This is a genomic window from Stenotrophomonas maltophilia (assembly GCF_047497515.2).
GTDB lineage: Bacteria > Pseudomonadota > Gammaproteobacteria > Xanthomonadales > Xanthomonadaceae > Stenotrophomonas.
On record NZ_JAXAXL020000001.1, the window covers coordinates 382,124 to 406,751 of the forward strand.

Sequence of the window (24,628 nt, forward strand, 5' to 3'; positions counted from 1 at the left end):
GCAAAGGAACTGCGATGAAGGCGGTTGGACGTCTGCTGCTGTGCGCTGCGCTGGCTTGTCCGTTTCTGACGGCTGTACTGGCTTTTCCCGCGGTTGGCGCAACCGTTTCCGAGCCTGCACGTCCGCATGCGCAGGACGCCATCGATGACTGGCTTGCGGCCTTCAATGCAGGCAGCCTCGATGCGTTGCAGGCTTTCGCCGACAAGTATGCGAAGAAGGAAGGCAGCGCTCCCAAGGACTATCTCGAGTTCCGCGAAAGTACCGGCCCGCTGCGCGTGTTGGAAACGCGCGAGGACACGCCTGGTCACGCGAAGCTGCTGGTGATGGGCCAGCTGAACGAGCGTGCGATGTGGGTGACGGCAGAGATGGACCCGGACCATCCAGCACACCTGAAGCTGTTCCAGATCGAAGGCACCGAAGTACCGGAAAAATACAAGCCGGAGCGTATTGCGTTGCCGGCCCTGATGGCTGACGCCAGGACGAAGCTGGACGCGCTGCGTGCACAGGACGCGCTGTCGGGAGCGCTGCTGGTGGCGCGCAACGGCGAGGTGCTGCTGGATTGGCGGGGTGGCCAGGCGGATCGCGAAAGCGGTATTCCGGTGCGGGCGGATACGCGCTTCCGGCTGGCGTCGTCCAACAAGATGTTCACCTCGGTGGCCATCCTGCAGCTGGTGCAGGCCGGCAAGCTGGGGCTGGACGATACGATCGGCAAGCACCTGCCCGACTACCCGAACAAGGCCGTCGCCACTGAGGTGACCGTCCGCCAGTTGTTGACCCACACCAGCGGCCTCGGCGATTTTTTCGGCGATGATTTCGATCAGTATTCGGCCTCGCTGAAGACGCTGGATGACTACGTGCAGCGCTTCGCCAAGGATGCACCGCAGTTCACGCCCGGTAGCCAGGACAGCTACTCCAACTACGGCTTCATCGTGCTTGGACGCCTCATCGAAGCCGTGTCCGGGCAGTCGTACTACGCCTATGTGGAAGACCACATCCTGCGTCCGTCTGGCATGACCGGCACCGGCTTCGAACCGGAAACAGTGAAGGTGCAGCAGCGTGCCGTCGCCTATACGAAGAAGGATGGGCAATGGGTACGTGAAACGAAGTCGCTGCCCTGGCGCGGCATGTCCGCTGGCGGTGGCTACAGCACAGCCACCGACATGCTGAAATTCGCCGAGGCGCTGCGCGGCGGGAGACTGGTCTCGCCGGCACTGCTGCAGCAGGCCACCACGGCGCAGAACCACAAGCGCTGGTATGGCTTTGGCTTCGTGGTGCAGGGCGAGGGCAGGGAGCACCAGTACGGCCACGAAGGCGGTGCGCCTGGGTCGAACAGTGCCATCGTGGTGATGCCCGCGCAGGGCTATGTGATCGTCGGCCTGGCCAATGTCGATCCGGATGCGATCGGCAATGTGGTCAACTATATCGCGCGTCGCGTGCCACTTTGATCGCGACGCGTGCCGGTCATTCCGGCACGCGCACCATCTTCGTCATCAGGTGCTCGACCACACCCGCCGGATCGGCGGTGCGGCCCACATGCGTGCTCGACATCTGTACGATCGAGCTGCGCTTGGCGGTGAGGAAGTGGAACCGTGCGCGTGCGGGAAGCTGCGCGATCGGCCCGGCCGTGGCGTCGCCGCGGCAGATCGCCACGATCGCATCCAGCCACGGCTGCAGCGCATCCTGGTCCAGTGCCGGCGCGAACGCGTGCAGGCGTGCCGGATCGATCTCGATGGCCGCTTCCAGATGACGTGCGCCGGGGCAGGAGACGATCACTCCGACGTTGATGAACTCTTCGCGTTCCACCCGCGGTACCACGCGGATGACCGCATAGTCATACGTGTGCAGCGTGGGCACGGATGGCCTCCTGCACGAACACCGCACGCACCTTCAGGCGGTGCTTGAGATAGTCGATGTAGCCCTGGCGATAGGCCTGCGGGCTGTTGAACGCCGGCTCGTCCACCAGCCAGCTGTCCGGCACCAGGCCGACGATGCGCTCGATCTCGGCATCGGTCAGGCGCGCCCCCAGCTCAGCATCCACTTCGGCGATGCGGCTGGCGAACGACAGCAGCACGTGGTCGCGGATCAGCACGAACGGTTTCTCGCAGGCATCGCCGGCGTTGGCCCAATCGTGATGGAAGTACATCGCCGCACCGTGGTCGATCAGGTACAGCTTGCGATGCCACACCATCAGGTTGGGATTGCGCGTGGTGCGATCGACATTGCTGGTGAACGCATCGAACCAGACAATGCGCGAGGCCAGGTCGGCATCCACCGGCATTGCCGCCGGATCGTAGTTGATCGCGCCGGGCAGGTAGTCCAGGCCCAGGTTCAGGCCCTCGCTGGCCCGGATCAGTTCCTGGATTTCCGGGTCCGGCTCGGTGCGGGCGAATTCGCGGTCCAGTTCGACGAACAGGATCTCCGGAATCGGCAGCCCCAGCGTGCGCGCCATCTCGCCAGCGATCAGCTCGGCGATCAGCGCCTTCGGTCCCTGGCCGGCACCACGGAATTTCAGCACGGCCATGCCGTCGTCGTCGGTCTCAACCACGGCGGGCAGGGAGCCACCTTCCCGTAGCGGGGTGATGTAGCGGAGGGCATGGACGGTGCGCATGCGTGCATTCTAGCGTGGCGCTGCGGGAGACGCCCCGCAGCGGAACGGGGCGCCAGCTTGATGAACGGGCACCGCGCGCATCGCCTCGTGCGGGCCGGCGGCAATCTTCACTTCGTCCTTCCGCGCGCAGTGGCAGCATTCGTTGCAACGGAGCAACACGCCCGCGTGTGACCTTCAACAGGAGGCCGTCATGCCGCTACAGCGCAGCTGTCACGCTTCACCCTGCATGCAACGCAACGCGTGGTGTTGACCTTGGCCTGACACGGTCACGCCATCGGCACGGATGGCCGCCCCCGCAGTTGCAGACACCGTTTACATATCGCGCCCCCGGCGTTGCACGGTGGGCCCTGCGATCCAGTGAGTTGCGCCCCGCGATGAATCCCTGCGTTGCCGTCGGCAGTGGCAACGTGGGCGGCCGCCGAGTCCACGATGTCCCCACAGGCTTTGGAGGTGCACCGATGAGCGACGAATTCAATCCCATGCTGCCGCCCCTGGACGATGCCAAGGCCGAGGAAATGATCGGCAAGGTCGTGCTGGTCGGTGTCACCCGCTATGGCGGCGACGGCCAGGTGCAGGGGCTGGAGCAGTACGCGGGCACCGTGCTGCGCATCAGTGCCGACGAAGGCGTGGTGCTGGCCGATGAAGATGATGGCCATGAGCGCTACCTGCCACCGATGCTCGACCAGTACCAGCGGGCCGAGCCCGGTGAGTACCGGATGCGGAACAGCGGCATGATCGTGGTCGACCCCGATTACCTGACCGCCTGGGACCTGCACGCCCAGCAGTGATGACAGGCCACGCCTGGTAGATGCCGGCGCGCTGCCGGCATCTCCGGGCGCGTCCCACTTTGCGCCATCCGGCCACTAGTCCTTCCGGCCCATTCCCCCTGCCTCCTGCGGTGCTAGATTCGGGCTCTTGCCCATACTCGGGCTCCCATTCACACCCCAGGGGATAAGGATGCTCATCCGTCGAACCTCTCTGGCGGCGGCCATTGCCGTTGCCACCGTCGGCCTGTTGGCCGCTGGCCCGGCGCTTGCCGATTACGCGAAGCCGCCGGAACACCTGCTCAAGGTGCTGAAGGCACCGCCGCCGCCGGCGCCCAACGTGGCACCGGGTGGACAGCGCCTGTTGCTGACCACCGCGCAGACCTATCCGTCGATCAGCCGCATGGCCCAGCCCTATCTGAAGCTGGCCGGCGTGCGCCTGGAGCCGAAGAACCGCAGCCGCCATGACACCCCCGGCGGCTACGGCATCCCGACCTGCGTGGCCGACTTCACCCTGGTCGAGATCGGCAGCGGCAAGGAAACCAAGGTCAACCTGCCGCAGGGCTGCGCCACCGGCGCGCTGTGGTCGGCCGATGGCAGCCACTTCGCCTTCCAGAATGCGGTCGATACCAGCGTGCAGCTGTGGGTGGGCGACGCCGCAACCGGGCAGGTGAAGCAGATCCCGAACGTGCAGTTGAACCCGATCTTCGGCAACACCGTGCAGTGGCTGGGCGGCAGCCAGAAGCTGCTGGTGAAGCTGGTGCCTGCCAACCAGGGCCCGGCACCGTCCGACGGTGGCGTGCCGACCGGCCCGGATGCGCAGGAGTCGCTGGGCAGCAGCGGCGAAAGCAGCACCTACGAAGCACGCGACACGCTGACCAGCGTGCATGACGAGAAGCTGTTCGCCTACTACGGCGCCTCGCAGCTGGCCGTGGTCGACACCGCCGCCGGCAGCGTGCGCCCGGTCGGGCAGCCGGCGCTGTTCAACGATGTCGGCGCCGCGCCCGATGGCGTGCATGTGCTGACCGAGTCGATCAAGGCCCCGTATTCGCACGCGGTGACCTACCAGCGCTTCGCCAACGACGTGGCGGTGCTGGACATCACCAGCGGCAAGACCACCCCGATCGCCAGCCTGCCGCTGGCCGACCGTGTGCCGGTTCACGGCGTGCCGGAAGGCCCACGCGGTTTCGACTGGCGTGCCACCGACCCGGCCACCCTCGTCTATGCCGAAGCGCTGGACAAGGGCGACTGGAAGGTGAGCGTGCCGCATCGTGATCGCGTGCTGATGCTGAAGGCCCCGTTCAACGGCAAGCCGACCGAAGTCACCCGCACCGCGCAGCGTTTCGAAGGCTACGCGTGGACCGCTGATCCGGCCGTGGCCTTCCAGTACGAGAACGACGAGAACCGCCACTGGATGCAGACCCGCATCGTCGATGTGGACCAGTCGAAGAAGGAAGGGCGCCTGCTGTGGGACATGTCCAGCGATGAGCTGTACGGCAACCCGGGCACCCTGGTCTACACCCGCCTGCCGAACGGCGCGCAGGTCGTGCGCCAGGAGGGCAACCATGTATTCCTCAGCGGCCGTGGCGCCTCGCCGCAGGGTGATCGTCCGTTCCTCGACCGCCTGGACCTGGACACCCTGAAGAGCGAGCGCCTGTTCCGCAGCAGCGCCGATGCCTACGAGCAGTTCCTCGGTTTCAGCAACACGCCCGGCCGCTACCTGACCTGGCACCAGTCGGTGATCGATCCACCGAATGCCTTCATCCGCCAGCAGGGTGAGGCGGTGGCCGATGCGAAGGCCGGCGAGGCGCAGTTCGCCTCCAGCGCCACCGCGCTGACCCAACTGGTCGACCCGACCCCGGAAGTGCGCCAGATCAAGAAGCAGCTGGTGACCTACAAGCGTGCCGATGGCGTGGACCTGTCGTTCACCCTGTACACGCCGCCCGGTTACAAGGAAGGACAGCGCGTGCCGGCGATCCTGTACGCCTACCCGGCCGACTTCGCCAACGCCGCGCAGGCCGGTCAGGTGTCTGGTTCGCAGCAGACCTTCACCCGCCTGCAGCCGTATCGCCTGATGCTGCTGGCCGGCTACGCGATCATCGACAACGCCTCGTTCCCGATCGTGGGCGACCCGAAGAACGCCTATGACACCTACCTGGAGCAGCTGGAAGCCGACGCCAAGGCGGCGGTGGACAAGGCGGTGGACATGGGTGTGGTCGACCGTAACCGCATCGGCGTGACCGGTCACAGCCATGGTGGCCTGATGACCGCCAACCTGATTGCCCACACCAACCTGTTCAAGGCCGGCGTGGCCACCAGCGGCTCGTACAACAAGACCTTCACCCCATTCGGCTTCCAGAACGAGCGCCGCTCGGTGTGGCAGGCGCAGGATGTGTACCTGAAGGCGTCACCGTTCTTCTACGCCGACAAGATCAAGCTGCCGCTGCTGCTGGTGCACGGAGAGGACGACGCCAACCCGGGTACCGAACCGTTCCAGTCGCGCAAGCTGTACCAGGCCATCCGTGGCAACGGCGGCACCACCCGCCTGGTGATGCTGCCGAACGAGCCGCACTGGTACACCGCGCTGGAATCGAACGAGCAGCTGGTGTCGGAAATGCTGAACTGGTTCGACACCTACGTGAAGAACGCCAAGTAGCGTCGAGCTTGCTCGACGGCGTTGCAGAAGGCCGCCTTCGGGCGGCCTGTCTGCATCCGGTGGAGCCGGGCCTATGCTTGGCTGCTGTTTGAAAGGGATAAGGAGGCCTCATGAAGACGGGATTGCTGGCACTGGCTGCGCTGTTGGCATTTCCTGTTGCCATGGCGTTCCAGTGCGCAGGAAGAGTGGCGCCCGGCATTGAGCGAAGTCATCAACTGTGGACGCTCGGTAACGACGTGTTACCGGCACATTCCCGCGTCATGCAAATGGGCTAGGCTGACCCTGTGAGTTCGTCCCGGGTCGGTGCAATGAAAGCCATCCTTGTTGCTGCAACATTGTCGTTGGTCCTGGTTTCGACTGCAGGTGCGCAGCCTCTGCCCACCGAGCTGGCGCAGCTGGGGATCATCGCCGGCATGCCCTACGCCAAGGCCAAGCGCCTGCTGGATGCGGCGGGATGGCAGGTGAAGCCGCTGCAGGGCGCGCCGGAATCGCTGGAGGGTTTTCCGGAAGTTGGATGCCAGAAGGGCGGAAAGCAGTGCGCAACGACCTTTGAGAAGGGCGATCAGCAGGTCGCGGTGCGGCTGGGCACAACCCTGGCAGGGCAGCCGTTCGTGCAGGGCGCTGACTGAGCGCGTGCACTCAGGCCAGCGGCAGCCGGTCCAGCGCGTGCGACAGGCGATCGTGCAGGTCGCGCACGTGTTCGGCCTTGGCGTGGGTGCGCGTGGTATCACCAAAGCTGCGCAGATAGGCGCAGGCGGCGAAGCCAGCGCTCTTCTTCTCGTATTCGGCAATCCAGGCCAGGCGGTCCGGGTTGTTGGCCTGCTCTGCTGACCATGCCGCCACCGGAGGCCGGATGCGGTACTTCAGGCCAACGCGCCACGGTTTGGGTGTCAGCCGTGCCCGGAAGCAATGCTGCAACCGGCACATGCGCGCGTACAGGGGGTCCGCGCCCAGTGCTTTGAAATAGGCCTGCAGCTGTTCGTCCTCCGGCGGGAACGTGGCATGCATGGCCAGCACGCGCAGTCCGGCCGGCGTCCGGTACGCGCGCAGATGCCAATCCGGATGCTGCTCGCTGAAGGCCGCGATCCGCTGCAGGGCTACGCCCTCGGCACCGCCGGCCGCGGCCAGTCGGCGCCTGCGTTGCATCAGCAGCGCGGCATTCACCAGCACCACCGCCGCCACGCCCAGCACGAGTCCCACCAGCCAGTGCCAGAGCAGGGTGCCGATGATGGCGCCGGCAAACAGCAGCACCGCCGCAATGATGGCAGGCATCACGCAACCTGCCGGGGGCTGTGCGTGGTCGATGTCGGCGAACAGCACGTCCGGGGTGTTCAGGCACAGCGCACCGTAGCTGTTGCGGGTGACGATGACATCGCCGTCGCGCCGTACGATCTGCTCACGGATCGGAACGCCTTCCACACCGTAGTTGCTGCGCGCCTCGCGGCGCGGCAGTGCCTGGCCGGCAACGATGGCGTTGAGTGCCGCGTTGGCGCGTGCATCCGCATGCGCCTGCGCTTCGATGGGGCCTTCATCTGACCAGCCGAAGCGCCGCACGACCAGCGGACGGCCACGGAATCGCGCCTGCACGCGGGCTTCGGCCCAGTAAGCGGGAACGATCATCATCTGTGTGCTCCATCATCCGTGGCTGGCTGCCGGCGTGAGTCTGGCATAGCGCAGGGGTTGCCGCATCCGACTGCTGCGGTGGCCCGGGCAGAGTGGTAAATTGCGCGCCTTGCATGCACTCCACCAAGGACGGAGCGATGTTCATGATCCTGCGCGGCCTGCTGGCGCTGGCCTGTGCCGGGGCGGTATCCGTGGCACAGGCGGCTGCACCGTCGGCGCCACAGATCCTCACCGAGGATGTCAGTCGTTTCTACGCGCTCTACGACGGCACGGGCGGCAAGCCCAGTGTTGCCCAGCTGCGTGTCTACCTGGCCGAGGGTTCGACCGGCCTTGCCGAGCTGGCGAAGGCGCGGCGGGTCACCGCTGAGCGCCTCGCCGAATCCATCGCCCATCAGCCCGAGCTGTACGCACAGGGGCGAAACTGCCTGGCCGAACTACCGGCGGTGAAGCAGCGCCTGGCGCACGTGTTCGCCAACCTGCAGGCCATCTATCCGCAGACCCGGTTCCCGCCGGTGACCATCGCGGTGGGGCGCGGCAGGCCCGTCGGGCTGACCTCGAAGAATGGGGTGATCATCGGCCTGGAAGCGCTGTGCGCGGCTGATTTCATGAATCCCAACGTGCAGGATCGTTTCGTGCACGTGATCGCGCACGAGTACGTGCACATCCAGCAGACCGGCCTGATCGACGTCGAACCGGGTGACCCGCGCGCGACGGTGTTGCGCCTCTCGCTGGGCGAAGGCATCGCCGAGTTCATCACCGAACTGATCTCCGGCAACGTGGGCAATGGCCGCCACGCCGCATGGACACGCGGCCGCGAAGTGCATATCGAAAGCGCATTCGCACTCGACCTGGACAGCACGGATCTGTCGCCGTGGCTGTACAACCACACGCCCGGTTCGCAGGAGCCCTACGACCTCGGTTACTGGGTGGGGTACCGCATCGCCAAGGCCTACTACCTGCAGGCCAAGGACAAGCGTGACGCGGTGCGTGCGCTGGTCCAGCAGGACAACCCGAAGGCCATCCTGGCCGCCAGTGGCTGGACGCCGGGCATGTGGATGCCAGCGAAAGTGACCGGTGTGGCGGCACGCACGGCTTCGCGATGAGCCGGGTGCACAGCGTTAGACTGCAGGCCAGGCCCTCTGGAGAATCCGCATGCGTGGACCCGTGCTGTTTGCCGGTGCAATCACCGTTGCCATGGCGCTGAGCGCGCCCCTGAAGGCAGCAGAACAGGCGGCGGTCAATCCGTTGCTGTTGACGCCTGTTGAACAGCTTCGCCCGGACGAGGTGCGCTTCATGCAGCGGCAACTGGCCGATTGGCCGCAGCTGCAGCGCTATCGCAATGCCAACGCACAGCTGCCTGCCGCAGTGCCTGGCCAACCCCGCGTGGTGTTCTACGGCGACTCCATCACCGAAGGCTGGGGCAGGGAAGGCAGCGCCTCGTTCTTTCCCGGCAGGGGCTGGCTCAACCGTGGCATCAGTGGCCAGACCACGGCACAGATGCTGCTGCGTTTCCCGCAGGATGTGCTGGCACTGAAGCCGCAGGTGGTGGTGATCCTGGCTGGCACCAATGACATTGCCGGCAATACCGGGCCGTCCACGCAGGCGATGATCGAGGACAACCTGCATGCGATGGTGGAATTGGCGCAGGTGCATGGCATCCGCGTGGTGCTGGCTTCGGTGCTGCCGGTGAGCGACTACCCCTGGTTGCCGGGCACGGCACCTGCGCCCAAGGTGCGTGCGTTGAACGCTGCCTTGAAGCGCTATGCCGACGCGAAGCAGCTGGTGTATCTGGACTACCACACGCCGATGGCCAATGCCGCTGGCGGCCTCGACCCGCAGTTGGCCGACGACGGCGTGCATCCAACGGCGAAAGGCTATGCGGTGATGGCGCCCTTGGCAGAGGCGGCAGTCAAGCGCGCGCTGGAGCAGACGTCGCCATAGCCGGAAGGCTCCCCAACAACCACTCACAGAAACTGATCACCAGCGGATCGGCCGCGCTGTCTTCGTGCACCAGCCAACTCCAGCGCGGGCCGCGCACGCGTGCATCATCCAGTGGTTGCAGCAGGCCCTGCTCGCAGGCGCGCGCGGCCAACAGTTCGCTCACCAGCGCGATGCCCAGCCCCTGGCAGGCGGCATCGAGCAGCTGCCCGGGCTCGGAGAAATTCATGCCCTCGCGGCGCTGGCCCACGTCCGCGCCGCCCTGTACCTGCCACTGGCTCCAGTCCATCTCGCGCTCGCCATGCAGGGTGAGTCGTTCCTGCACCGGTGTGGCGAGCAGGGCCGGATGGCAGGCCGGATAGAGACGGTCCTGCAGCAGCACCCGATGCTGGCACTGCGCCTGCGAGTCGAGGTCATCACGCACCGCCACGTCCAGCGTCTGCGTCGTCATATCGGGCGCTTCCTCGCTGGTCAGCAGCCACAGGTCGGCGTCGGGATGCAGGCGGTGGAACTCCGCCAGGCGCGGCACCAGCCAATGGCGGGCAAAGGCGGGGCTGGTGTTGACGATCAATTGATTGGGTTTGCGGTACTGATCGAGCCGGCGGATGCCGCTGGCCAGCTGGCGCAACAGGGACTGGGTGGTTTCCAGCAGATCGAGGCCGGCGTCGGTGAGGGTGACGCTGCGACCCTGGCGGAAGAACAGCGGCTGCTGCAAGGCGTCCTCCAGGCCGCGGATCTGCTGGCTGATGGCCGATTGGCTCAGGTGCAGTTCCTCGGCCGCGCGATGGAAGCTGCCGAGCCGGGCGGCAGCTTCGAAGCCCCGCAGGGCGTTCAGGGGTGGCCAGTGCTTGAGCATTTCAGATAAGCAGAACTGTTCAGATGGTGGCTGAATCTATCGTTTGTTCTTATCGGTAGGCAAGCGCAGCATAGCGTCCATCCCACACCGGCCCTGGAGGCTGTCATGAGCAACCGTCGTCACTTCCTCACCCAGCTGGCGGGCGCCGCCGGTCTTGGCGGCCTGGCCGCCCTGGGTCTGGCCGGGCTGCCGGGTCGCGTGGCTGCGGCGGGCCCGGGTGCAGGCATCTGGCGCATGCCGGACGAGCACGGCCCGCAGGAACGCGTGTTCCTGGCCTTCGCCGCGCAGCCGCGGGTATGGGGCGGGCAGGCCGATGCGGTGAACACCGCCGTGGCGCGGCTGGCGCGCACCATCGCCCGCCACCAGCCGGTCAGCGTGCTGTGCCGCCCGGCGCAGTTGAAGCAGGCGCAGGATCGCTGCGGCCGCGACAACATCGAGTTCCTCGAGGTGCCGCTGGATGACATATGGGTGCGCGACTACGGCGGCTGCTTCGTCACCAACGGCCGGGGCGGGCTGGGCCTGGTCGACTTCAACTTCAACGGCTGGGGTGGCAAGCAGAGCGCGCGCAACGATGGTGCGGTGGCACCCTGGCTGGCGCAGGTGACCGGCGCAACGCTGCTGGAAAGTGACCTGGTGGGCGAGGGTGGCGGCATCGAAGTCGATGGCCATGGCACCGCCGTCCTCACCGAGAGCTGCTGGGTGAACCGCAACCGCAATCCAGGCTGGTCGCGCGCGGATATCGAAGCCGAGCTGAAGCACCACCTCGGCCTGCGCAAGATCATCTGGTTGCCCGGCATCGCCGGTGAAGACATTACCGATGCGCACGTGGATTTCTATGCGCGCTTCGTGCGTCCGGGCGTGGTGATCGCCAACCTCGACAACGATCCGGACTCCTACGATTACGCGCTGACCCGGGAACATCTTGAGATCCTGCGCGGGGCCAGCGATGCCGATGGCCGCCGCCTGCAGGTGCATACGCTGCCGCCGCCGCTGGACGGGCGCGACAACGTGCATACCCGCGACAACGATGACTTGGCCATGGGCTACATCAACTACCTGCCGATCAATGGCGCGGTGGTCGCGCCGCAGTTCGGTGATGATGCCGCCGACGGCTACTGCCGTGAGCTGCTGGAAGACCTGTATCCCGGCCGCGTGATCGAACAGGTGGATATCGATGCCATCGCGGGTGGCGGTGGCGGCATCCATTGCGTGACCAAGAACATGCCGAAGGTGGAGTGACGTGCCTCAGGCGTCGTCCTGCTTCAAGGCGGCATCGGCGGCCAGCAGCGCCTCGGCGGCCGCACTCAGCGGCGGGGAGGGCGGGGCGACAACACCAATCGCCTCCATCATCTTCGGCATGCCAAGGAACTGCCGCGCGCGACGGTCGTAGATGCCGGTGACCAGCAGTGCGCGGGTGGCGATCTTCTGTTCAGCGCCGATCAGTACGCGTTGCTCCATGATCCCGCGTGAGCCGACCCAGCCGACCAGCCGCGTTTCCAGGGTGAAGCGCTGGAATGGCTTGAGTTCGCGGCGGAACTGGATGGTGCCGGCGCCGACGATCGGTGCCCACTTCTCGCGCAGCGCCACCCGTCCCAGGCCCATGCGCAGGATCAGGTCCAGCCGGCCCAGGTCGAAGATGTTCCAGTAGCGGCCGTTGGTCATGTGCAGGTTGCTGTCCAGGTCGTTGGGCAGCACGCGGAACTGCAGCCGCGAAACCCCGAACGGGGCGTCCAGCTTGGGCCGGAACAGGCTGCACAGCAGCAGGTGGAGCAGGCGGAACCAGAGATTCATGGCTATGACGACTGTTATAGAACGGCCGGTACGCTAATCTATGACGACTGTCCTGGCAAGGAGCCTGCCGTGAGCCCGCGACCCTCTGATGCGCCTCAACGCGTGATTGATGCCGCGGCACAGATGCTGGCGCGCGTGGGCCTCAATGCCACCAGCATCCGCGAGGTAACCAAGTTGGCTGAAGCGCCGCTGGGCTCGACGTACCACCACTTTCCTGGCGGCAAGCAGGAGCTGCTGGCGCGTGCCACCCATATGGCCGGCGACAAGGTCGAAGCGCTGCTGGTGGAGCTGCTGAAGGGCGGCGCCGTGCAGGGCCTGCAGCAGTTCCTGGGGATGTGGCGCGAGCGCCTGCTGCGCACCGATTTCCGCGCCGGATGCCCGGTGCTGGCCGCTGCCGTGGAAGAGCCAGTGGAGGCCACGCCCAGCCAACCGCGCGCGGCGGCGGCCGAGGTGTTCGCGCGCTGGCAGGGCCACCTCGCCTCGGCATTCGTCGCCGAAGGACATGCCCCGGCAGCGGCAGCTGAGTTGGCCAGCCTGGTGATCGCCAGCGTGGAAGGTGCGGTGGCGATGTGCCGCGCGCTGCAGGACATCGCCCCGTTCGACCAGGTGGCCGCGCAGTTGCTGAAGGCGGCTGCGCCACCCTGATCCGGCTATCCGCGTGCGGGAGACGCGCAGCAGGTCATCGGAAGATCATCAAGTAGCCCCAGCCGAGCACGATGGGCAGGAACGCTGCGACGGCCGACGCGCCCAACCAAAGAAAGTAGCTGCGAGCGGCGGGCGCTCCCTGCCGCTTGAGGGCCCAGGCATGCGTCGGGAGTACCAGCAACGCCTGAACTACAAATGCAACCACGGCGGCAAGCCATGCCACCAGGACACCGAGGCAGCCATCGCTGAAGCAGCGGCTACCAAACCAGGAACCCCAACCGGCGAGGCCAAGCATTGGAACGAACATCACGAGGGCGGTGGAGCGGGTGAGCTGGGAGACGTGCATGCCGTAGAGCATACTTTTTCTGGCAGAGAGTCATGATCCAGCCGCCGGCGCGCGGGTACAAAGCAGGCGCCAGTCCGGTCCGTGGGTGTTTGACCCGCAGTCCCATCGCGCTAGACTCCGCCCATCACCACCTACGCGTGCCCGGCAAGGATGTCCGCATGCAGTATCAGGTTCCCGACGTTCGTGGCCGCGATGCCTCCCGTCCCCTGGCGGCTGCATGAAGCGCTCGCGCCACTTTTCACGCAGCCCACTGAAATTGCCCGTGAACCGCGGTAGCGAAGTCGTGCGTGCGCGCCGGCACCTGCAGCAGCGCGGTTGGCCACGCCTGCAGATGGCGCTGATCGTCGCCCTGACCGGTGCGGCCGGTTTCCTCGCCTCGCATCTGCTGCGTCTGGCCGGTATCGACGCAATGCTGCTTCGCTACCCGATGGCCGTGCTGTTGGCCTATGGCGTGTTCCTGCTGCTGATGTGGATCTGGATCCGCTGGCGCTGGGACAACGTGCTGGATGGCCTGTCGCCGGATGTGGGTAGTGGCAGCCCATCGCCTCGCGGAAGTGCCGTGGAATCACCGTGGGGCGGCGTCGGCGGCCGTTCCGGAGGTGGCGGCGCGTCAGCTTCGTGGAATGAGTCGGCGCGGGTCCGCGGCGGCGATGCCGGTGAGCTGCCGTTGACCGGCCTGGCCGAAGACGAAGCGGGCCTGCCGTTGCTCGCGATCCTCGGCATCGTCGCGCTGGTGGCGACCGTCCTGCTGGCGAGCGTGTGGGTGGTGTGGTCGGCGCCGGTACTGATGGCCGAACTGCTGGTGGACGCCGCCATCGCTGGTGGCCTGTACCGGCGCATGCAGGGCATGCAGGAGCAGGGATGGTGGCGGGTATGCGTGACGCACACGATCTGGCCGCTGCTCGGCTTGCTGCTGTTCTTTGCTGTGCTGGGTTGGCTTGCGCAGTCGCTGGCGCCAGGAGCGACCCACCTGCTGCAGGTCATTCAAGCGCTGTAGCGCCACGTTCCCGGCCGATATCCCAACCTGCTTCATTTCTTCGAGGAGCTTCATGCGACAGCGCATTGCACGGAAGCGCATCCTGACGAAAGCGGTCGTCCTTTTCGTGGCTGCTGGCGCAGCGCTGATGGCCAGCGTGCGCCCGCAGTGGCGGCAGGATGTCAGCCCGCCTCCGATCAACCTGGGAACGGCACGGATGCAGGCCGAGGTGATGGCGGAGCTCATCGACCTGCGACCGACACTGCCAGGAAAGCCGCCGGTACCGCCGATTCCAATGAAGGTAGTCTCCTCCGCGATGCTGACCGGCAACAGTGGGTTCGCGACCGCGGAGGTGCCACTGGCAGATTTCGCGCCAGCACACTTCGAGCCGCGCGACTGGGAGCCCGACATGCCATTCGCTGTGATGGAATGGACTGTGCCTGCCTGCGGTGAAGGAGACCCCGCCCCGGTCTGCCAGGTTCGTCACAACGTGGTCGAGTGGCGCGATGATGATAGTGCGGCATCCTTTCAACTGCAGCAGCATCTGGAGGCGATGTTGCAGGTCGCGAACCGCCGGGCTGTACGCGTACCCGACCTCGCGTTTGAGCTTGCACACGCGCGGGCGCAACGGATGACGTGGGACGAATTTCAGCAACGGCGCGCGCGTGGCGTCGAGGGATGCACGGGTGGCCCGGGCAAGCCGGATCTGGGCGTCGTCTATCTGCAGCGTCCTGTGTTCAGCCTGGACGGGAACTGGGCAATGGCATCGGTTGCCTCGGATCTGTGCAGTGGAGGAACGGGTATGCGCGGCCTCTACCTTCTGCACCGCGGCAAGGACGGATGGGAGCGTGTTCGAGTGGAGCCTGTCCGCTATACGGGCTTTGGACATGGCCTGTGGCCCGCATTGCCGGAGTCGTGATGACAGACTCGCAGCGCTGGACCTGCCGCACGCTGGCTCTGCTGCTGGTGGGAATTGGCGCAGCGTTGCGGTGGTGGGCTGGCAGCGCCCTCGGTTACAAGCCCTGGCAGGAGCTGCTCGCACCCGGCGACGGCTCGCTCGGTTCGACGCTGCTGAGTACGTCGCCGAAGTGGTTGGCGGCACTGGTGCTGATCGACTTCGCGCCTTCCATCTGGAAACACAGCGAGCGCCTGCCGGCCTGGTGTATCAGTTGACCCTGGAACGGTGGCGCCGGATCACACCCGGCGCCGCCTGCGGCCATCAGTCAAAGCGCCAGCGCACGCCCGCATAGACGCCGCGGCCTTCGCCCGGCGTAGAGCGCGCTACATCCTTGCCGGCATCGTCGTAGCCCGGCGTGACCGTGGCGGCGTAGTGGCGGTTGCCGAGGTTGCGCATCTCCGCCCAGGCCTGCCAGCGGCCACCGGGTGCGTCGTAGCCGATGCGGCTGCCGAAGATCACATGGCTGTCGGCCCAGTAGCTGTTGGCGTAGTCCACCGCGATACGCGATGCGTATTCGGTATTCAGCGCGGCATGCAGACCGGATGCATGATCGAAGCGCAGCTGGGCCTGGTAGGCGTGGCGCGGCAGGCCGGGCAGGCGGTTGCTGCCGAAGCGCGCATCGTGGCGGTAGCGGAAGTCGCTGAAGGTATACGCCTGGCGCAGCGACAGGCGACCCGGTGCGGCCTGCCACAGTGTGCTGTCCAGCCCGGCTTCGATGCCGCGGTGCACGGTGGGGCTGGCGTTGTTCTCGGCGATGAACAGATTCGGCACCGGCCGCAGTTCCACGCTCAAAAGTTCGTGGTTCACGTGCGCGTAGTAGCCGGTCAGTTCCCAGCGGCCCAGCGCAGCATCGCCACGTGCGCCCAGCTCAAGCGTGGTGGCGGTCTGGTTCTGCATCGGCACCGGCGCGCGCTGGCGGCCGCTGGACGGTCCATTGCCTGGCGCGAAGTACTGGTTCGAGCCCCAGATCATCGACCACGGGTGCGGTGCCTCCACCGAGCGGCTGAGGTTGCCGAACCACTGTGTCTGTGCGCTGTGCTGCCAGGTGAAGCCCAGTCGAGGCGTGTAGTCCCAGTCGTGGTCGCGCAGGCGGCCGCCACTGCTCGGCCAGGTCACCTGCACATCACGGCGGGTGTTGATCAGCGCCAGCCCCGTCTGCAGGCGCAGGCGGTCGTTCAACGTGAGGGTGTTGCTGACGTGCAGGGTGCTGTCGGTGCCGTGGTGGCGGAAGTCACGCGTGCGCGTGCCAGCGGCGTAGCCATTGTTGGCAAAGCGCAGCGACTCGCGTACGTCGGCGTCCAGGTCGTGGGTGACGCGCAGGCCAACGGTGGTTTCGCTGTCCAGGCCGAACAGCCGGTGGCGGTGGCGATAGTCCAGCGTGGCATTGAGGTTGGCGTAGTCCAGCTGCTGGCGGTACAGGCTCTCGTTCAAGTCCATCGGGTACTTGTGATAGACCAGCCCGGCCTGCAGCGAGGAATCCTCATCGATCTGCAGCGTGGTGACATTGCCCACCCACGTGCTGCCCGGCTGCGGGCGGCGAGCATCGATGGCCAGGTTGGCCGCATTCGCCGCGCGCGGGTCGTTGCGGATCTGGTCGCGGGTCAGGCGTCCGGGCGTTTCGTGGTTGGTTTCGCGATAGCGCACGAAGAAGCGCGTTTGCAAGTCAGGCGTGATCTGCCATCCCACATTCGCCATCGCGCCCTTGCCGTCGCCGCTTGCGTGACGCTGGTAGCCATCGAATTCGGTATCGGTGTAGGCCAGGAAGTAATCGACGTCGCCGCTAACACCGCCCCAGCTGAGGCCGCGCTTCTGGTAGCCGCGGCTGCCGGCTTCGTAATGCACTTGCACGCCCGCCGAATCACGGCCACTGCGGCTGACGTAGTCAATGGCGCCGCCGAGTGCCAGCGCGCCACGTTCGAAACCGTTGGCGCCGCGCAGCACTTCCACGCGCGACAACCACAGCGGCTCCAGCAGCTCGTAGGGCGTGCCGCCGGGTCCGGTCAACGGCAGTCCATCGATGGATACGGCAATACCCGAGGCATGCGCGCCCGGCCCGCGATTGATGCCGGAGCCGCGGATGGAGACCTTGGTGCCCTCGTTGCCTGGCGACTGTGCGCTGATGCCGGGCTGGTAAGCCAGCACATCGGCGCTGCTGGACAGTCGGCTGTCGGCCTTGGCCACGTCGATGACGTTGCTGGCGCCGGGAACACGCTTCAGCGCCTCGCGGGCCTGGGCGCTGGCATCTGCGGCAGTGACCTGCACTGCATCCAGCGTGGTGGCCTGCGGCGCGGCGTGGGCGGTAGCGGCGAGGCCGAGGGAAACGGCCAGGAACAGCAGCGATGGGGTAGGGCGGTACGACGAGAGCGACATGCGGAAAGGCTGTAAACCACGAAATTGGCGCGCAAGTTAACAGGTCGCGCGCGTTACGTCACCCACCGCCCGCGTATGGGCCGCCCGCGCGCTTGTAGCGTCGAGCTTGCTCGACTGCTCTTTCGCATTTGTAGCGTCGAGCCGTGCTCGACTCCGATGCAGGGAAGCAGTCGAGCAAAGCTCGACTCTACAATCGGTTTACGGTGAAGGCTTCGCCATCGCCTTGGCCTTCGCATACAGCCGATCAGCCGATTCCTTCTCGCCCAGCGCCGCATGGCACTCGGCCAGGCTGTCCCAGGTATTGGCCGACTCGGGATACAGCTCGGTATTGAGGGTGAACACCTTCAGCGCCTTGCGCGCACCCAGACTCTCGCGGATGGCATAGCCGCCGGCATTGATCGCGCGCTCCAGCTCGTTGCCCGTCATCCGGGTGTCGTCGCGCAACCAGACCCGCATCGCCTGCGCGGCGCCGGCATCATCATCCAGTGCATAGGCGATCAGTCGCTCCGACAGCACCGCATGCGGAAACTCGGCAGGTGCGGCCACCGCCATCGTGCTCTCCACCAACGTGCTCGACCACACATTGCGCGCGCTGCCATTGGTCAGGTACACGAACACCCAGTAGCCACTGGCCAGCGTGTCCTTGTAGGCCAGCCGCACCCGCACGCGGGTGCCACCATCGTGGCCGACCTGGGTGTAGCCGTCGCTGCGGGTGGTGTCCCAGCCGGTGGAGAAGCCATTGTTGCCGCCACCGCTCAGTTTCTGCGGCTGCCACAGCTGTTCCAGCGTCGCCGTGCGCACCAGCTTTCCGGTCGCCAACGCCTGCAGGAAACGGTTCATGTCGCCCACGGTGGTCTGCAGATCGGCATGGCCCCAGCCGTAGTCCGGCCATGGCTCTTCGTTCGCTGGCTGCAGCTGGCCGTCCCTGCCGATGTACGGCACCGCCGCGCGCTGCGCAGGTACGCTCGCCACGCCCCAGGAGGTGTGGGTCATCTTCAGCGGGTGCAGGATGTGTTCGCGCGCGATGGCCGGGTAGGGCTTGCGGTAGTGCGTTTCCAGCAGCGCCGTCAGCACCAGGTAGTTTGCCTGGGTGTATTGCACGCGGCTGCCGGTGGCGAATGCAAGTGGTGCTGCACCGGCCACCTTCAGCGCCGAAGCGAGATCGGGGGCCATGCCGTCATAGCCCTTGCTGATCCAGTGGCCGTCACGGCGGTCGGCATATTCACCAATGCCGGAACTGTGGTTGAGAAAATCGCGCACGGGGATCGCCTGCCATGCCGCAGGCAAGTCAGGCACATAGCGGCTGGCGGGTGCATTCAGGTCCACCTTGCCTTGCTCCACCAGCTGCATCACCAGCGTGCTGGTCAGCAGTTTGGCCACCGACTGCGAGGCGAAGATGGTATCGACGGTGGCGGGCGCATGCGTGGCCGGGTCGCGTTCACCGCTGGCGCCCTGGTAGAGCACGTTCCCGTTGTGCGCGACCAGTACTGCCTGGCCTGCAATACCGTAGCGTTCGCGGTTGGCCTGCAGTTGGGCGTCGAGCCGGGCAGGGAGCTCGCCGGGAACGTCACGCGCGGAAGCGATGGGAGCGGCAAAGAGAGCGCAGAGCAAGGCAGCAGCAAGGGTGCGGTACATCGCGGTGATCCGTCAGCGGCGATGGCGCATCTTGGTCACGGCGGGAGATCGGGTCAAGAGCACCGATTTCCGCATCAGGGAGAGCCGGCCAGCGGCCGGCACTACCACACGTGCCAGGGCAGAACGTCCCCGGTAGTGCCGGCCGCTGACCGGCACCTCTGCATCAGCCGAGAATCCCCGGCAGATCCAATCCCTTTTCCTTCGCACAATCAATCGCGATCTCATAGCCGGCATCGGCATGGCGCATCACGCCGGTGGCCGGGTCGTTCCACAGCACGCGGCCGATGCGCTTGGCGGCGGCTTCGGTGCCGTCGCAGACGATCACCATGCCGGCGTGCTGCGAGAAGCCCATGCCGACGCCGCCGCCGTGATGCAGCGATACCCACGTTGCGCCGCTGGCGGTGTTGAGCAGGGCGTTCAGCAGCGGCCAGTCGGATACTGCATCGGAGCCGTCGGCCATCGCCTCGGTTTCGCGGTTCGGCGACGCCACGCTGCCGCTGTCCAGGTGGTCGCGGCCGATCACCACCGGCGCCTTCAGCTCGCCGTTGGCGACCATCTCGTTGAAGGCCAGGCCGAGGCGATCACGGTCGCCCAGGCCGACCCAGCAGATGCGCGCCGGCAGGCCCTGGAACTTGATCTTCTCGGCGGCCATGTCCAGCCAGCGATGCAGGTGCGGGTTGTCCGGAATCAGTTCCTTCACCTTGGCATCGGTCTTGGCGATGTCTTCCGGGTCACCGCTCAGCGCGGCCCAGCGGAACGGGCCGATGCCGCGGCAGAACAGCGGGCGGATATAGGCCGGCACGAAGCCGGGGAAGTCGAAGGCATTGGCCACGCCTTCTTCCAGCGCCATCTGCCGCAAGTTGTTGCCGTAGTCCACGGTCGGTACGCCCAGTGCGTGGAAGCCGAGCATGGCGCGGATATGGTTGGCCATCGAAGCACGCGCGGCCTTCTCCACTTCCTTGGGAGCGGATACGCGCTTGTCGTCCCACTGTTCGACGGTCCAGCCCTGCGGCAGGTAGCCGTTTACCGGGTCATGTGCGGAGGTCTGGTCGGTCAGCAGGTCCGGCTTCACGCCGCGCTTGAGCAGTTCGGCCAGCACATCGGCCACATTGCCCAGCAGGCCCACCGACTTCGGCGTGCCCGCCTTGCACGACTCATCGATCAGGCGCAGCGCTTCGTCCAGGTTGTCGGTCCAGGTATCCAGGTAACCGGTGCGCAGGCGCATGTCGATGCTGCTCTTGCGGCACTCGACAGCCAGGCAGGAGGCGCCGGCCATCACCGCGGCCAGCGGCTGCGCGCCACCCATGCCGCCCAGGCCGCCGGTGAACAGCCACTTGCCGGTCAGGTCGCCACCGAAGTGCTGGCGGCCCATCTCCACGAAGGTCTCGTAGGTGCCCTGCACGATGCCCTGCGCGCCGATGTAGATCCAGCTGCCGGCGGTCATCTGGCCATACATGGCCAGGCCCTTCTTATCCAGCTCGTTGAAGTGGTCCCAGTTGGCCCAGCGCGGCACCAGGTTAGAATTGGCGATCAGCACGCGCGGTGCGTCGGCGTGGGTGCGGAACACGCCCACCGGCTTGCCCGACTGCACCAGTAGGGTCTGGTCATCGTCCAGGCGCTTGAGCGTTTCGACAATCGCATCGAAGCTTTCCCAGTCGCGCGCGGCGCGGCCGATGCCGCCGTAAACCACCAGTTCCTGCGGGCGCTCGGCCACGTCCGGGTGCAGGTTGTTCATCAGCATGCGCAGCGGCGCTTCGGTCAGCCAGCTCTTGGCGTTGAGCGTGGTGCCGGTCGGCGCGGCAATGGTGCGGGACGGGTCGTTGCGGGTCATGCGGCGCTCCGGTTCGTAGCGAATTCAAGGCAGGCGTTGAGCACCTGCGCCAGGGTGTGGCGCAGCGGTGCGGCGTGGTCGGGGTCGAGCGGGGTGGGCCAGCTGTGTTCGTCCACCTGGTCGGGCAGCGGCTCGTGCATGTAGCCGCGGCAGGCAAGTTCCATCTGAAGGGTGTGCACGCCGCCGGCGATGTTGCTGTAGTGGCGGGTGATCCAGCCGCCCTTGAAGCGGCCGTTGCGCACCTGGCTCATGCCGCTGATTTTCAGCAGGTTCTCCACCACATCGCTCAACGCGTTGTCGCAGGAGGTGTCCGGTGCACCGGAGGGGCCGGCGGTGCCCAGATTGAACTGCGGAAGCTCGCCGTCGAACAGGTGCGGGATGTGCGAGCGGATCGAATGCGCGTCGTACACCACCACGGTGCCGTGGCGTGCGCGCAGGCGGGTGATCTGTGCGGCCAGTGCATCGTGGTAGGGCAGGAAATACGTGTCGCGGCGGCGCGCGATTTCCGCCTCATCCGGCTCGCGCCCGGCGTGGTAGAGCGGCTGGTTGTCGAAGGTGGTCAGCGGGCACAGGCCGGTGGTGTTCTGGCCCGGGTACAGCGAGACACCGCTGGGATCACGATTGAGATCGATCACCGAACGCGAGATGGCCGAGCGTACCGTGGTCGCGCCCATGCCGCGCACGAAGTCGTACAGCTCATGCACCCACCAGTCGGCGTCGCGACGGGCCAGCCACGGCGAGTGGTAGTCGCCAATCAGGTCATGCGGCAGCTCGCTGCCGGTATGCGGGAAGCTGACGATGAGGGGGGCGTCGCCCTCGTGCACGGTCAGCCAGTCGGGATGTGCATTCATGCCTGCGGTTCCACGGTCGGCAACAGATCGCTCAGGCCCTGCGCCAGCGCGCCGCTGCGCACCAGGTTGGTGGCGGTCACCATGTCCGGGTGGAAGTAGCGATCCTCTTCCAGCGTCGGCACCTGCGCGCGCAGGGTGGCGCGCACGGTTTCCAGCGCGGCGCTGGAGCGCAGCGGGGCGTGGAAATCGCAGCCCTGCGCGGCGGCCAGCAGCTCGATGCCGATCACGTTGGCGGCATTCTCGGCCATCTGCATGAGTCGGCGCGCGCCATGCGCGGCCATCGACACATGGTCTTCCTGGTTGGCCGACGTCGGGATCGAATCAACGCTGGCCGGGTAGGCGCGCTGCTTGTTCTCCGAGACCAGCGCGGCGGCGGTGACCTGCGGAATCATGAAGCCGGAATTCAGCCCCGGGCGCGGGGTCAGGAACGCCGGCAGGCCGGACAGCGCCGGGTCCACCAGCATGGCCAGGCGGCGCTCGCTGATCGAACCGATCTCGCACACCGCCATCGCCAGCATGTCGGCAGCGAAGGCGACCGGTTCGGCATGGAAGTTGCCGCCGGACAGGGCTTCGCCGGTATCGGTGAACACCAGCGGGTTGTCGGATACGCCGTTGGCTTCGATCTCCAGCGTGGTCGCGGCCTGGCGCAGGATGTCCAGCGCCGCGCCCATCACCTGCGGCTGGCAGCGCAGGCAGTACGGATCCTGCACGCGCACGTCGTTGTCACGATGCGATTCACGGATGTCCGAGCCCTGCATCAGCGTGCGCAGCGTGGCCGCGGTGGCGATCTGCCCGCGCTGGCCACGGATGGCATGGATGCGCGGATCGAACGGGGTGTCCGAGCCCTTGGCCGCTTCCACCGACAGCGCGCCGGTGACCAGCGCCGCCTGGAACACGGTCTCGATTTCGAACAGGCCGGCCAGCGCATAGGCGGTGGAGAACTGGGTGCCGTTGAGCAACGCCAGGCCTTCCTTCGCGCCCAGTTCGATCGGCTGCAGACCGGCGCGTGCCAGTGCATCGACCGCCGGCAGGCGTTCGTCGCCGATGAAGGCTTCGCCCACGCCCAGCATCACGCTGGCCAGGTGCGAGAGCGGTGCCAGGTCACCCGAAGCACCCACCGAGCCCTGTGCCGGCACCACCGGCAGCACGCCCTTGACCAGCATCGCTTCCAACAGCAGCAGGGTTTCCTCGCGGATGCCCGAAGCACCCTGCGCCAGGCTGACCAGCTTCAGCGCCATCATCAGGCGCACCACGCGGGCCGGCATCGGCTCGCCGACGCCAGCAGCGTGCGAGAGCACGATGTTCCGCTGCAGGGTGGCCAGGTCCTCGCGCTCGATGCGCACACTGGCCAGCTTGCCGAAGCCGGTGTTGATGCCATAGACCGGCGCGCCCTTGGCGACGATGGCGGCGACGGCCGCGGCACTGGCACGCACCGCCGGCAGCGCGGCCGGGTCCAGTGCCAGCGGTGCACCGCGGTAGACCTGCCGCCACTGGGCGAGAGTGACATGGCCGGGGCGAAGAACCAGGGTGTTGCTCATGTGTTGCTCCAGGAGGCAGGCAGGTCGGGCTGTCCGCGCACCACGCGCGCGTGCAGCGGGTTGAATCCAATGCGATAGACCAGGTCGGCGGGGGCGTGGATGTCCCAGATCGCCAGGTCGCAGTCCATGCCCACGGCCAGGCGGCCGATGCGGTCGCCATGGCCCAGTGCACGCGCCGCTTCACGGGTGAAGCCGGCGATGCACTCATCCACGGTCAGGCGGAACAGGGTGGCGCCCATGTTCATCGCCAGCAGCGGGCTGGTCAGGGGCGAGGTGCCCGGGTTGCTGTCGGTGGCCAGCGCCAACGGCACGCCGGCCGCACGCAGCGCCGCGATTGGCGGCAGGGTGGTATCGCGGGTGAAATAGAAGGCGCCGGGCAGCAGCACGGCGACGGTGCCGGCCGCCGCCATCGCCGCGATTCCGGCGTCATCGAGGTGTTCGATATGGTCGGCCGAGAGCGCACCGAAGCCGGCCGCCAGTTCGGCGCCATGCTGGTTGCTCAGCTGCTCGGCGTGGATCTTCACCGCCAGCCCGTGGGCGCGTGCCGCCTCGAACACCTGCCGCGCCTGCGCGGGCGAGAAGGCGATGTTCTCGCAGAACACGTCCACTGCTTCGGCCAGGCCTTCGGCGGCGATGGCCGGAATCATCACGTTGCACACCTCGTCGGTGTACTCCTGGGCTTCGCGGCCCGGTGGAATCGCGTGTGCGCCGAGGAAGGTGGTCACCACGTTGACCCGGCATTCCTCGCCCAGTGCACGCGCCACCTGCAACTGCTTGCGTTCGTCGGGCAGGGTCAGGCCGTAGCCGGATTTGATCTCGAGCGTGGTCACGCCTTCGGCGCGCATCGCCAGCAGGCGGGGGCGGCTTTCGCGGGCCAGCTGTTCCGGCGACGCGGCGCGGGTGGCACGCACGGTGGAGACGATGCCACCGCCGGCACGGGCGATCTCGGCATAGCTGACACCCTGCAGGCGCTGCTCGAACTCGTTGGCGCGGTTGCCGGCGTAGACCAGATGGGTGTGGCAGTCGATCAGGCCCGGCGAGATCCAGCGGCCTTCGCCGTCGATGCGGGTGGTCGGTTGCAGGTGGGCATCGCTGCCGGCGGTGCCGACATGGACGATGCGCCCGTCGGCGCAGGCCAGCACGCCATCGCGGATGACGCCCAGGCCGTCGCCGTCGAGGGTGATCAGGTGGACGTTGGACCAGAGGGTATCGACGTGCATGGCATCCACAACGCGGCTGTGC

Annotated in this window: 23 protein-coding genes and 1 pseudogene; 12 read left to right on the forward strand and 12 right to left on the reverse strand. The window is 66.7% G+C overall.

Annotated elements, in window-relative coordinates; translation table 11 throughout:
* The first annotated feature begins 14 nt into the window (after positions 1–14).
* Positions 15–1,445 carry a serine hydrolase domain-containing protein gene (locus ACMZPQ_RS01945; protein ID WP_197582078.1) on the forward strand — a complete coding sequence of 477 codons (1,431 nt, stop codon included), beginning with the start codon at positions 15–17 and terminating at the stop codon, positions 1,443–1,445.
* A 16-nt stretch (positions 1,446–1,461) separates the two neighbouring features.
* Here the strand turns inward: ACMZPQ_RS01945 and ACMZPQ_RS01950 are convergent, their stop codons facing one another.
* Positions 1,462–1,854 carry a DUF3037 domain-containing protein gene (locus ACMZPQ_RS01950; protein WP_197582076.1) on the reverse strand — a complete coding sequence of 131 codons (393 nt, stop codon included), beginning with the start codon at positions 1,852–1,854 and terminating at the stop codon, positions 1,462–1,464.
* Positions 1,832–2,608 carry a HipA family kinase gene (locus tag ACMZPQ_RS01955; RefSeq protein ID WP_197582074.1) on the reverse strand — a complete coding sequence of 259 codons (777 nt, stop codon included), beginning with the start codon at positions 2,606–2,608 and terminating at the stop codon, positions 1,832–1,834. The genes ACMZPQ_RS01950 and ACMZPQ_RS01955 overlap by 23 nt, the downstream gene beginning before the upstream one ends.
* A gap of 458 nt (positions 2,609–3,066) precedes the next feature.
* On the opposite strand from ACMZPQ_RS01955, the gene ACMZPQ_RS01960 reads away from it, so the two are divergent.
* From ACMZPQ_RS01960 to ACMZPQ_RS01975, 4 genes are all read left to right on the forward strand, one after another.
* Complete coding sequence (locus ACMZPQ_RS01960) at positions 3,067–3,396, forward strand: hypothetical protein (protein WP_008264504.1); 330 nt, start codon at positions 3,067–3,069, stop codon at positions 3,394–3,396.
* Positions 3,397–3,565: 169 nt separating this feature from the next.
* Positions 3,566–6,028, forward strand: coding sequence for a prolyl oligopeptidase family serine peptidase (locus tag ACMZPQ_RS01965; protein ID WP_197582072.1), 2,463 nt, complete (start codon positions 3,566–3,568; stop codon positions 6,026–6,028).
* A gap of 110 nt (positions 6,029–6,138) precedes the next feature.
* Entirely contained in the window at positions 6,139–6,303 is a 165-nt protein-coding gene (locus ACMZPQ_RS01970; RefSeq protein ID WP_197582070.1) for a hypothetical protein, read from the forward strand.
* Between the two features lie 33 nt (positions 6,304–6,336).
* Positions 6,337–6,657, forward strand: a complete 321-nt coding sequence (locus ACMZPQ_RS01975; protein WP_040007432.1) for a hypothetical protein — start codon at positions 6,337–6,339, stop codon at positions 6,655–6,657.
* 10 nt (positions 6,658–6,667) lie between these two features.
* On the opposite strand, the gene ACMZPQ_RS01980 is transcribed toward ACMZPQ_RS01975, so the two are convergent.
* The gene (locus ACMZPQ_RS01980; protein WP_197582068.1) at positions 6,668–7,651 is read right to left on the reverse strand and encodes a hypothetical protein; all 984 of its coding nucleotides are present in this window, start codon (positions 7,649–7,651) and stop codon (positions 6,668–6,670) included.
* A 137-nt stretch (positions 7,652–7,788) separates the two neighbouring features.
* Here ACMZPQ_RS01980 and ACMZPQ_RS01985 point away from each other — a divergent pair, with 137 nt between their 5' ends.
* Positions 7,789–8,754 carry a DUF2268 domain-containing putative Zn-dependent protease gene (locus tag ACMZPQ_RS01985; protein WP_197582066.1) on the forward strand — a complete coding sequence of 322 codons (966 nt, stop codon included), beginning with the start codon at positions 7,789–7,791 and terminating at the stop codon, positions 8,752–8,754.
* 49 nt (positions 8,755–8,803) lie between these two features.
* A complete protein-coding gene (locus tag ACMZPQ_RS01990) occupies positions 8,804–9,592 on the forward strand; it encodes a GDSL-type esterase/lipase family protein (protein ID WP_197582064.1) in 789 nt (262 codons plus the stop codon).
* On the opposite strand, the gene ACMZPQ_RS01995 is transcribed toward ACMZPQ_RS01990, so the two are convergent.
* A complete protein-coding gene (locus ACMZPQ_RS01995; protein ID WP_197582062.1) occupies positions 9,561–10,445 on the reverse strand; it encodes a LysR family transcriptional regulator in 885 nt (294 codons plus the stop codon). The two genes, ACMZPQ_RS01990 and ACMZPQ_RS01995, sit on opposite strands and share 32 nt — an antisense overlap.
* A gap of 105 nt (positions 10,446–10,550) precedes the next feature.
* On the opposite strand from ACMZPQ_RS01995, the gene ACMZPQ_RS02000 reads away from it, so the two are divergent.
* Entirely contained in the window at positions 10,551–11,684 is a 1,134-nt protein-coding gene (locus ACMZPQ_RS02000; RefSeq protein WP_197582060.1) for an agmatine deiminase family protein, read from the forward strand.
* Between the two features lie 6 nt (positions 11,685–11,690).
* Here ACMZPQ_RS02000 and ACMZPQ_RS02005 read toward each other — a convergent pair whose 3' ends face one another.
* Positions 11,691–12,236 carry a thioesterase family protein gene (locus ACMZPQ_RS02005; protein WP_049458716.1) on the reverse strand — a complete coding sequence of 182 codons (546 nt, stop codon included), beginning with the start codon at positions 12,234–12,236 and terminating at the stop codon, positions 11,691–11,693.
* A gap of 69 nt (positions 12,237–12,305) precedes the next feature.
* Here ACMZPQ_RS02005 and ACMZPQ_RS02010 point away from each other — a divergent pair, with 69 nt between their 5' ends.
* Positions 12,306–12,881 carry an LmrA/YxaF family transcription factor gene (locus ACMZPQ_RS02010; RefSeq protein ID WP_197582058.1) on the forward strand — a complete coding sequence of 192 codons (576 nt, stop codon included), beginning with the start codon at positions 12,306–12,308 and terminating at the stop codon, positions 12,879–12,881.
* Positions 12,882–12,915: 34 nt separating this feature from the next.
* Here ACMZPQ_RS02010 and ACMZPQ_RS02015 read toward each other — a convergent pair whose 3' ends face one another.
* Positions 12,916–13,239, reverse strand: a complete 324-nt coding sequence (locus ACMZPQ_RS02015) for a hypothetical protein (protein ID WP_197582056.1) — start codon at positions 13,237–13,239, stop codon at positions 12,916–12,918.
* Positions 13,240–13,444: 205 nt separating this feature from the next.
* Between ACMZPQ_RS02015 and ACMZPQ_RS02020 the strand changes: the two genes are divergently transcribed.
* From ACMZPQ_RS02020 to ACMZPQ_RS02030, 3 genes and pseudogenes are all read left to right on the forward strand, one after another.
* Entirely contained in the window at positions 13,445–14,224 is a 780-nt protein-coding gene (locus ACMZPQ_RS02020; RefSeq protein WP_197582054.1) for a hypothetical protein, read from the forward strand.
* Positions 14,225–14,276: 52 nt separating this feature from the next.
* A complete protein-coding gene (locus ACMZPQ_RS02025) occupies positions 14,277–15,122 on the forward strand; it encodes an energy transducer TonB (protein ID WP_197582052.1) in 846 nt (281 codons plus the stop codon).
* A 2-nt stretch (positions 15,123–15,124) separates the two neighbouring features.
* Positions 15,125–15,376, forward strand: a pseudogene (locus ACMZPQ_RS02030) (hypothetical protein); the annotation flags it as partial.
* Positions 15,377–15,422: 46 nt separating this feature from the next.
* Here the strand turns inward: ACMZPQ_RS02030 and ACMZPQ_RS02035 are convergent.
* From ACMZPQ_RS02035 to hutI, 6 genes are all read right to left on the reverse strand, one after another.
* Entirely contained in the window at positions 15,423–17,531 is a 2,109-nt protein-coding gene (locus ACMZPQ_RS02035; RefSeq protein WP_197582050.1) for a TonB-dependent receptor domain-containing protein, read from the reverse strand.
* 198 nt (positions 17,532–17,729) lie between these two features.
* The gene (locus ACMZPQ_RS02040) at positions 17,730–19,166 is read right to left on the reverse strand and encodes a serine hydrolase domain-containing protein (RefSeq protein ID WP_197582048.1); all 1,437 of its coding nucleotides are present in this window, start codon (positions 19,164–19,166) and stop codon (positions 17,730–17,732) included.
* Positions 19,167–19,329: 163 nt separating this feature from the next.
* Complete coding sequence (hutU, locus tag ACMZPQ_RS02045) at positions 19,330–20,997, reverse strand: urocanate hydratase (RefSeq protein ID WP_197582046.1); 1,668 nt, start codon at positions 20,995–20,997, stop codon at positions 19,330–19,332.
* Complete coding sequence (gene hutG / locus ACMZPQ_RS02050; protein ID WP_197582044.1) at positions 20,994–21,848, reverse strand: N-formylglutamate deformylase; 855 nt, start codon at positions 21,846–21,848, stop codon at positions 20,994–20,996. Before hutG ends, hutU begins: the two co-directional genes overlap by 4 nt.
* The gene (gene hutH, locus ACMZPQ_RS02055) at positions 21,845–23,386 is read right to left on the reverse strand and encodes a histidine ammonia-lyase (protein WP_197582042.1); all 1,542 of its coding nucleotides are present in this window, start codon (positions 23,384–23,386) and stop codon (positions 21,845–21,847) included. The genes hutG and hutH overlap by 4 nt, the downstream gene beginning before the upstream one ends.
* Positions 23,383–24,606: an imidazolonepropionase gene (gene hutI / locus ACMZPQ_RS02060; RefSeq protein ID WP_197582040.1), complete on the reverse strand. Its 1,224-nt coding sequence runs from the start codon at positions 24,604–24,606 to the stop codon at positions 23,383–23,385. Before hutI ends, hutH begins: the two co-directional genes overlap by 4 nt.
* Between the last annotated feature and the right edge of the window lie 22 nt (positions 24,607–24,628).

Coding starts and splice junctions, on each gene's coding strand:
- hutG (WP_197582044.1), bottom strand. CDS start 21,848: ATGAATGCACATCCCGACTGGCTGACCGTGCACGAGGGCGACGCCCCC.
- ACMZPQ_RS01990 (WP_197582064.1), top strand. CDS start 8,804: ATGCGTGGACCCGTGCTGTTTGCCGGTGCAATCACCGTTGCCATGGCG.
- ACMZPQ_RS01945 (WP_197582078.1), top strand. CDS start 15: ATGAAGGCGGTTGGACGTCTGCTGCTGTGCGCTGCGCTGGCTTGTCCG.
- ACMZPQ_RS01965 (WP_197582072.1), top strand. CDS start 3,566: ATGCTCATCCGTCGAACCTCTCTGGCGGCGGCCATTGCCGTTGCCACC.
- ACMZPQ_RS01975 (WP_040007432.1), top strand. CDS start 6,337: ATGAAAGCCATCCTTGTTGCTGCAACATTGTCGTTGGTCCTGGTTTCG.
- ACMZPQ_RS01995 (WP_197582062.1), bottom strand. CDS start 10,445: ATGCTCAAGCACTGGCCACCCCTGAACGCCCTGCGGGGCTTCGAAGCT.
- hutH (WP_197582042.1), bottom strand. CDS start 23,386: ATGAGCAACACCCTGGTTCTTCGCCCCGGCCATGTCACTCTCGCCCAG.
- ACMZPQ_RS01955 (WP_197582074.1), bottom strand. CDS start 2,608: ATGCGCACCGTCCATGCCCTCCGCTACATCACCCCGCTACGGGAAGGT.
- ACMZPQ_RS02040 (WP_197582048.1), bottom strand. CDS start 19,166: ATGTACCGCACCCTTGCTGCTGCCTTGCTCTGCGCTCTCTTTGCCGCT.
- ACMZPQ_RS02020 (WP_197582054.1), top strand. CDS start 13,445: ATGAAGCGCTCGCGCCACTTTTCACGCAGCCCACTGAAATTGCCCGTG.
- hutU (WP_197582046.1), bottom strand. CDS start 20,997: ATGACCCGCAACGACCCGTCCCGCACCATTGCCGCGCCGACCGGCACC.
- ACMZPQ_RS02035 (WP_197582050.1), bottom strand. CDS start 17,531: ATGTCGCTCTCGTCGTACCGCCCTACCCCATCGCTGCTGTTCCTGGCC.
- ACMZPQ_RS02025 (WP_197582052.1), top strand. CDS start 14,277: ATGCGACAGCGCATTGCACGGAAGCGCATCCTGACGAAAGCGGTCGTC.
- ACMZPQ_RS02015 (WP_197582056.1), bottom strand. CDS start 13,239: ATGCTCTACGGCATGCACGTCTCCCAGCTCACCCGCTCCACCGCCCTC.
- hutI (WP_197582040.1), bottom strand. CDS start 24,606: ATGCACGTCGATACCCTCTGGTCCAACGTCCACCTGATCACCCTCGAC.
- ACMZPQ_RS02000 (WP_197582060.1), top strand. CDS start 10,551: ATGAGCAACCGTCGTCACTTCCTCACCCAGCTGGCGGGCGCCGCCGGT.
- ACMZPQ_RS01985 (WP_197582066.1), top strand. CDS start 7,789: ATGTTCATGATCCTGCGCGGCCTGCTGGCGCTGGCCTGTGCCGGGGCG.
- ACMZPQ_RS01960 (WP_008264504.1), top strand. CDS start 3,067: ATGAGCGACGAATTCAATCCCATGCTGCCGCCCCTGGACGATGCCAAG.
- ACMZPQ_RS01970 (WP_197582070.1), top strand. CDS start 6,139: ATGAAGACGGGATTGCTGGCACTGGCTGCGCTGTTGGCATTTCCTGTT.
- ACMZPQ_RS02005 (WP_049458716.1), bottom strand. CDS start 12,236: ATGAATCTCTGGTTCCGCCTGCTCCACCTGCTGCTGTGCAGCCTGTTC.
- ACMZPQ_RS01980 (WP_197582068.1), bottom strand. CDS start 7,651: ATGATGATCGTTCCCGCTTACTGGGCCGAAGCCCGCGTGCAGGCGCGA.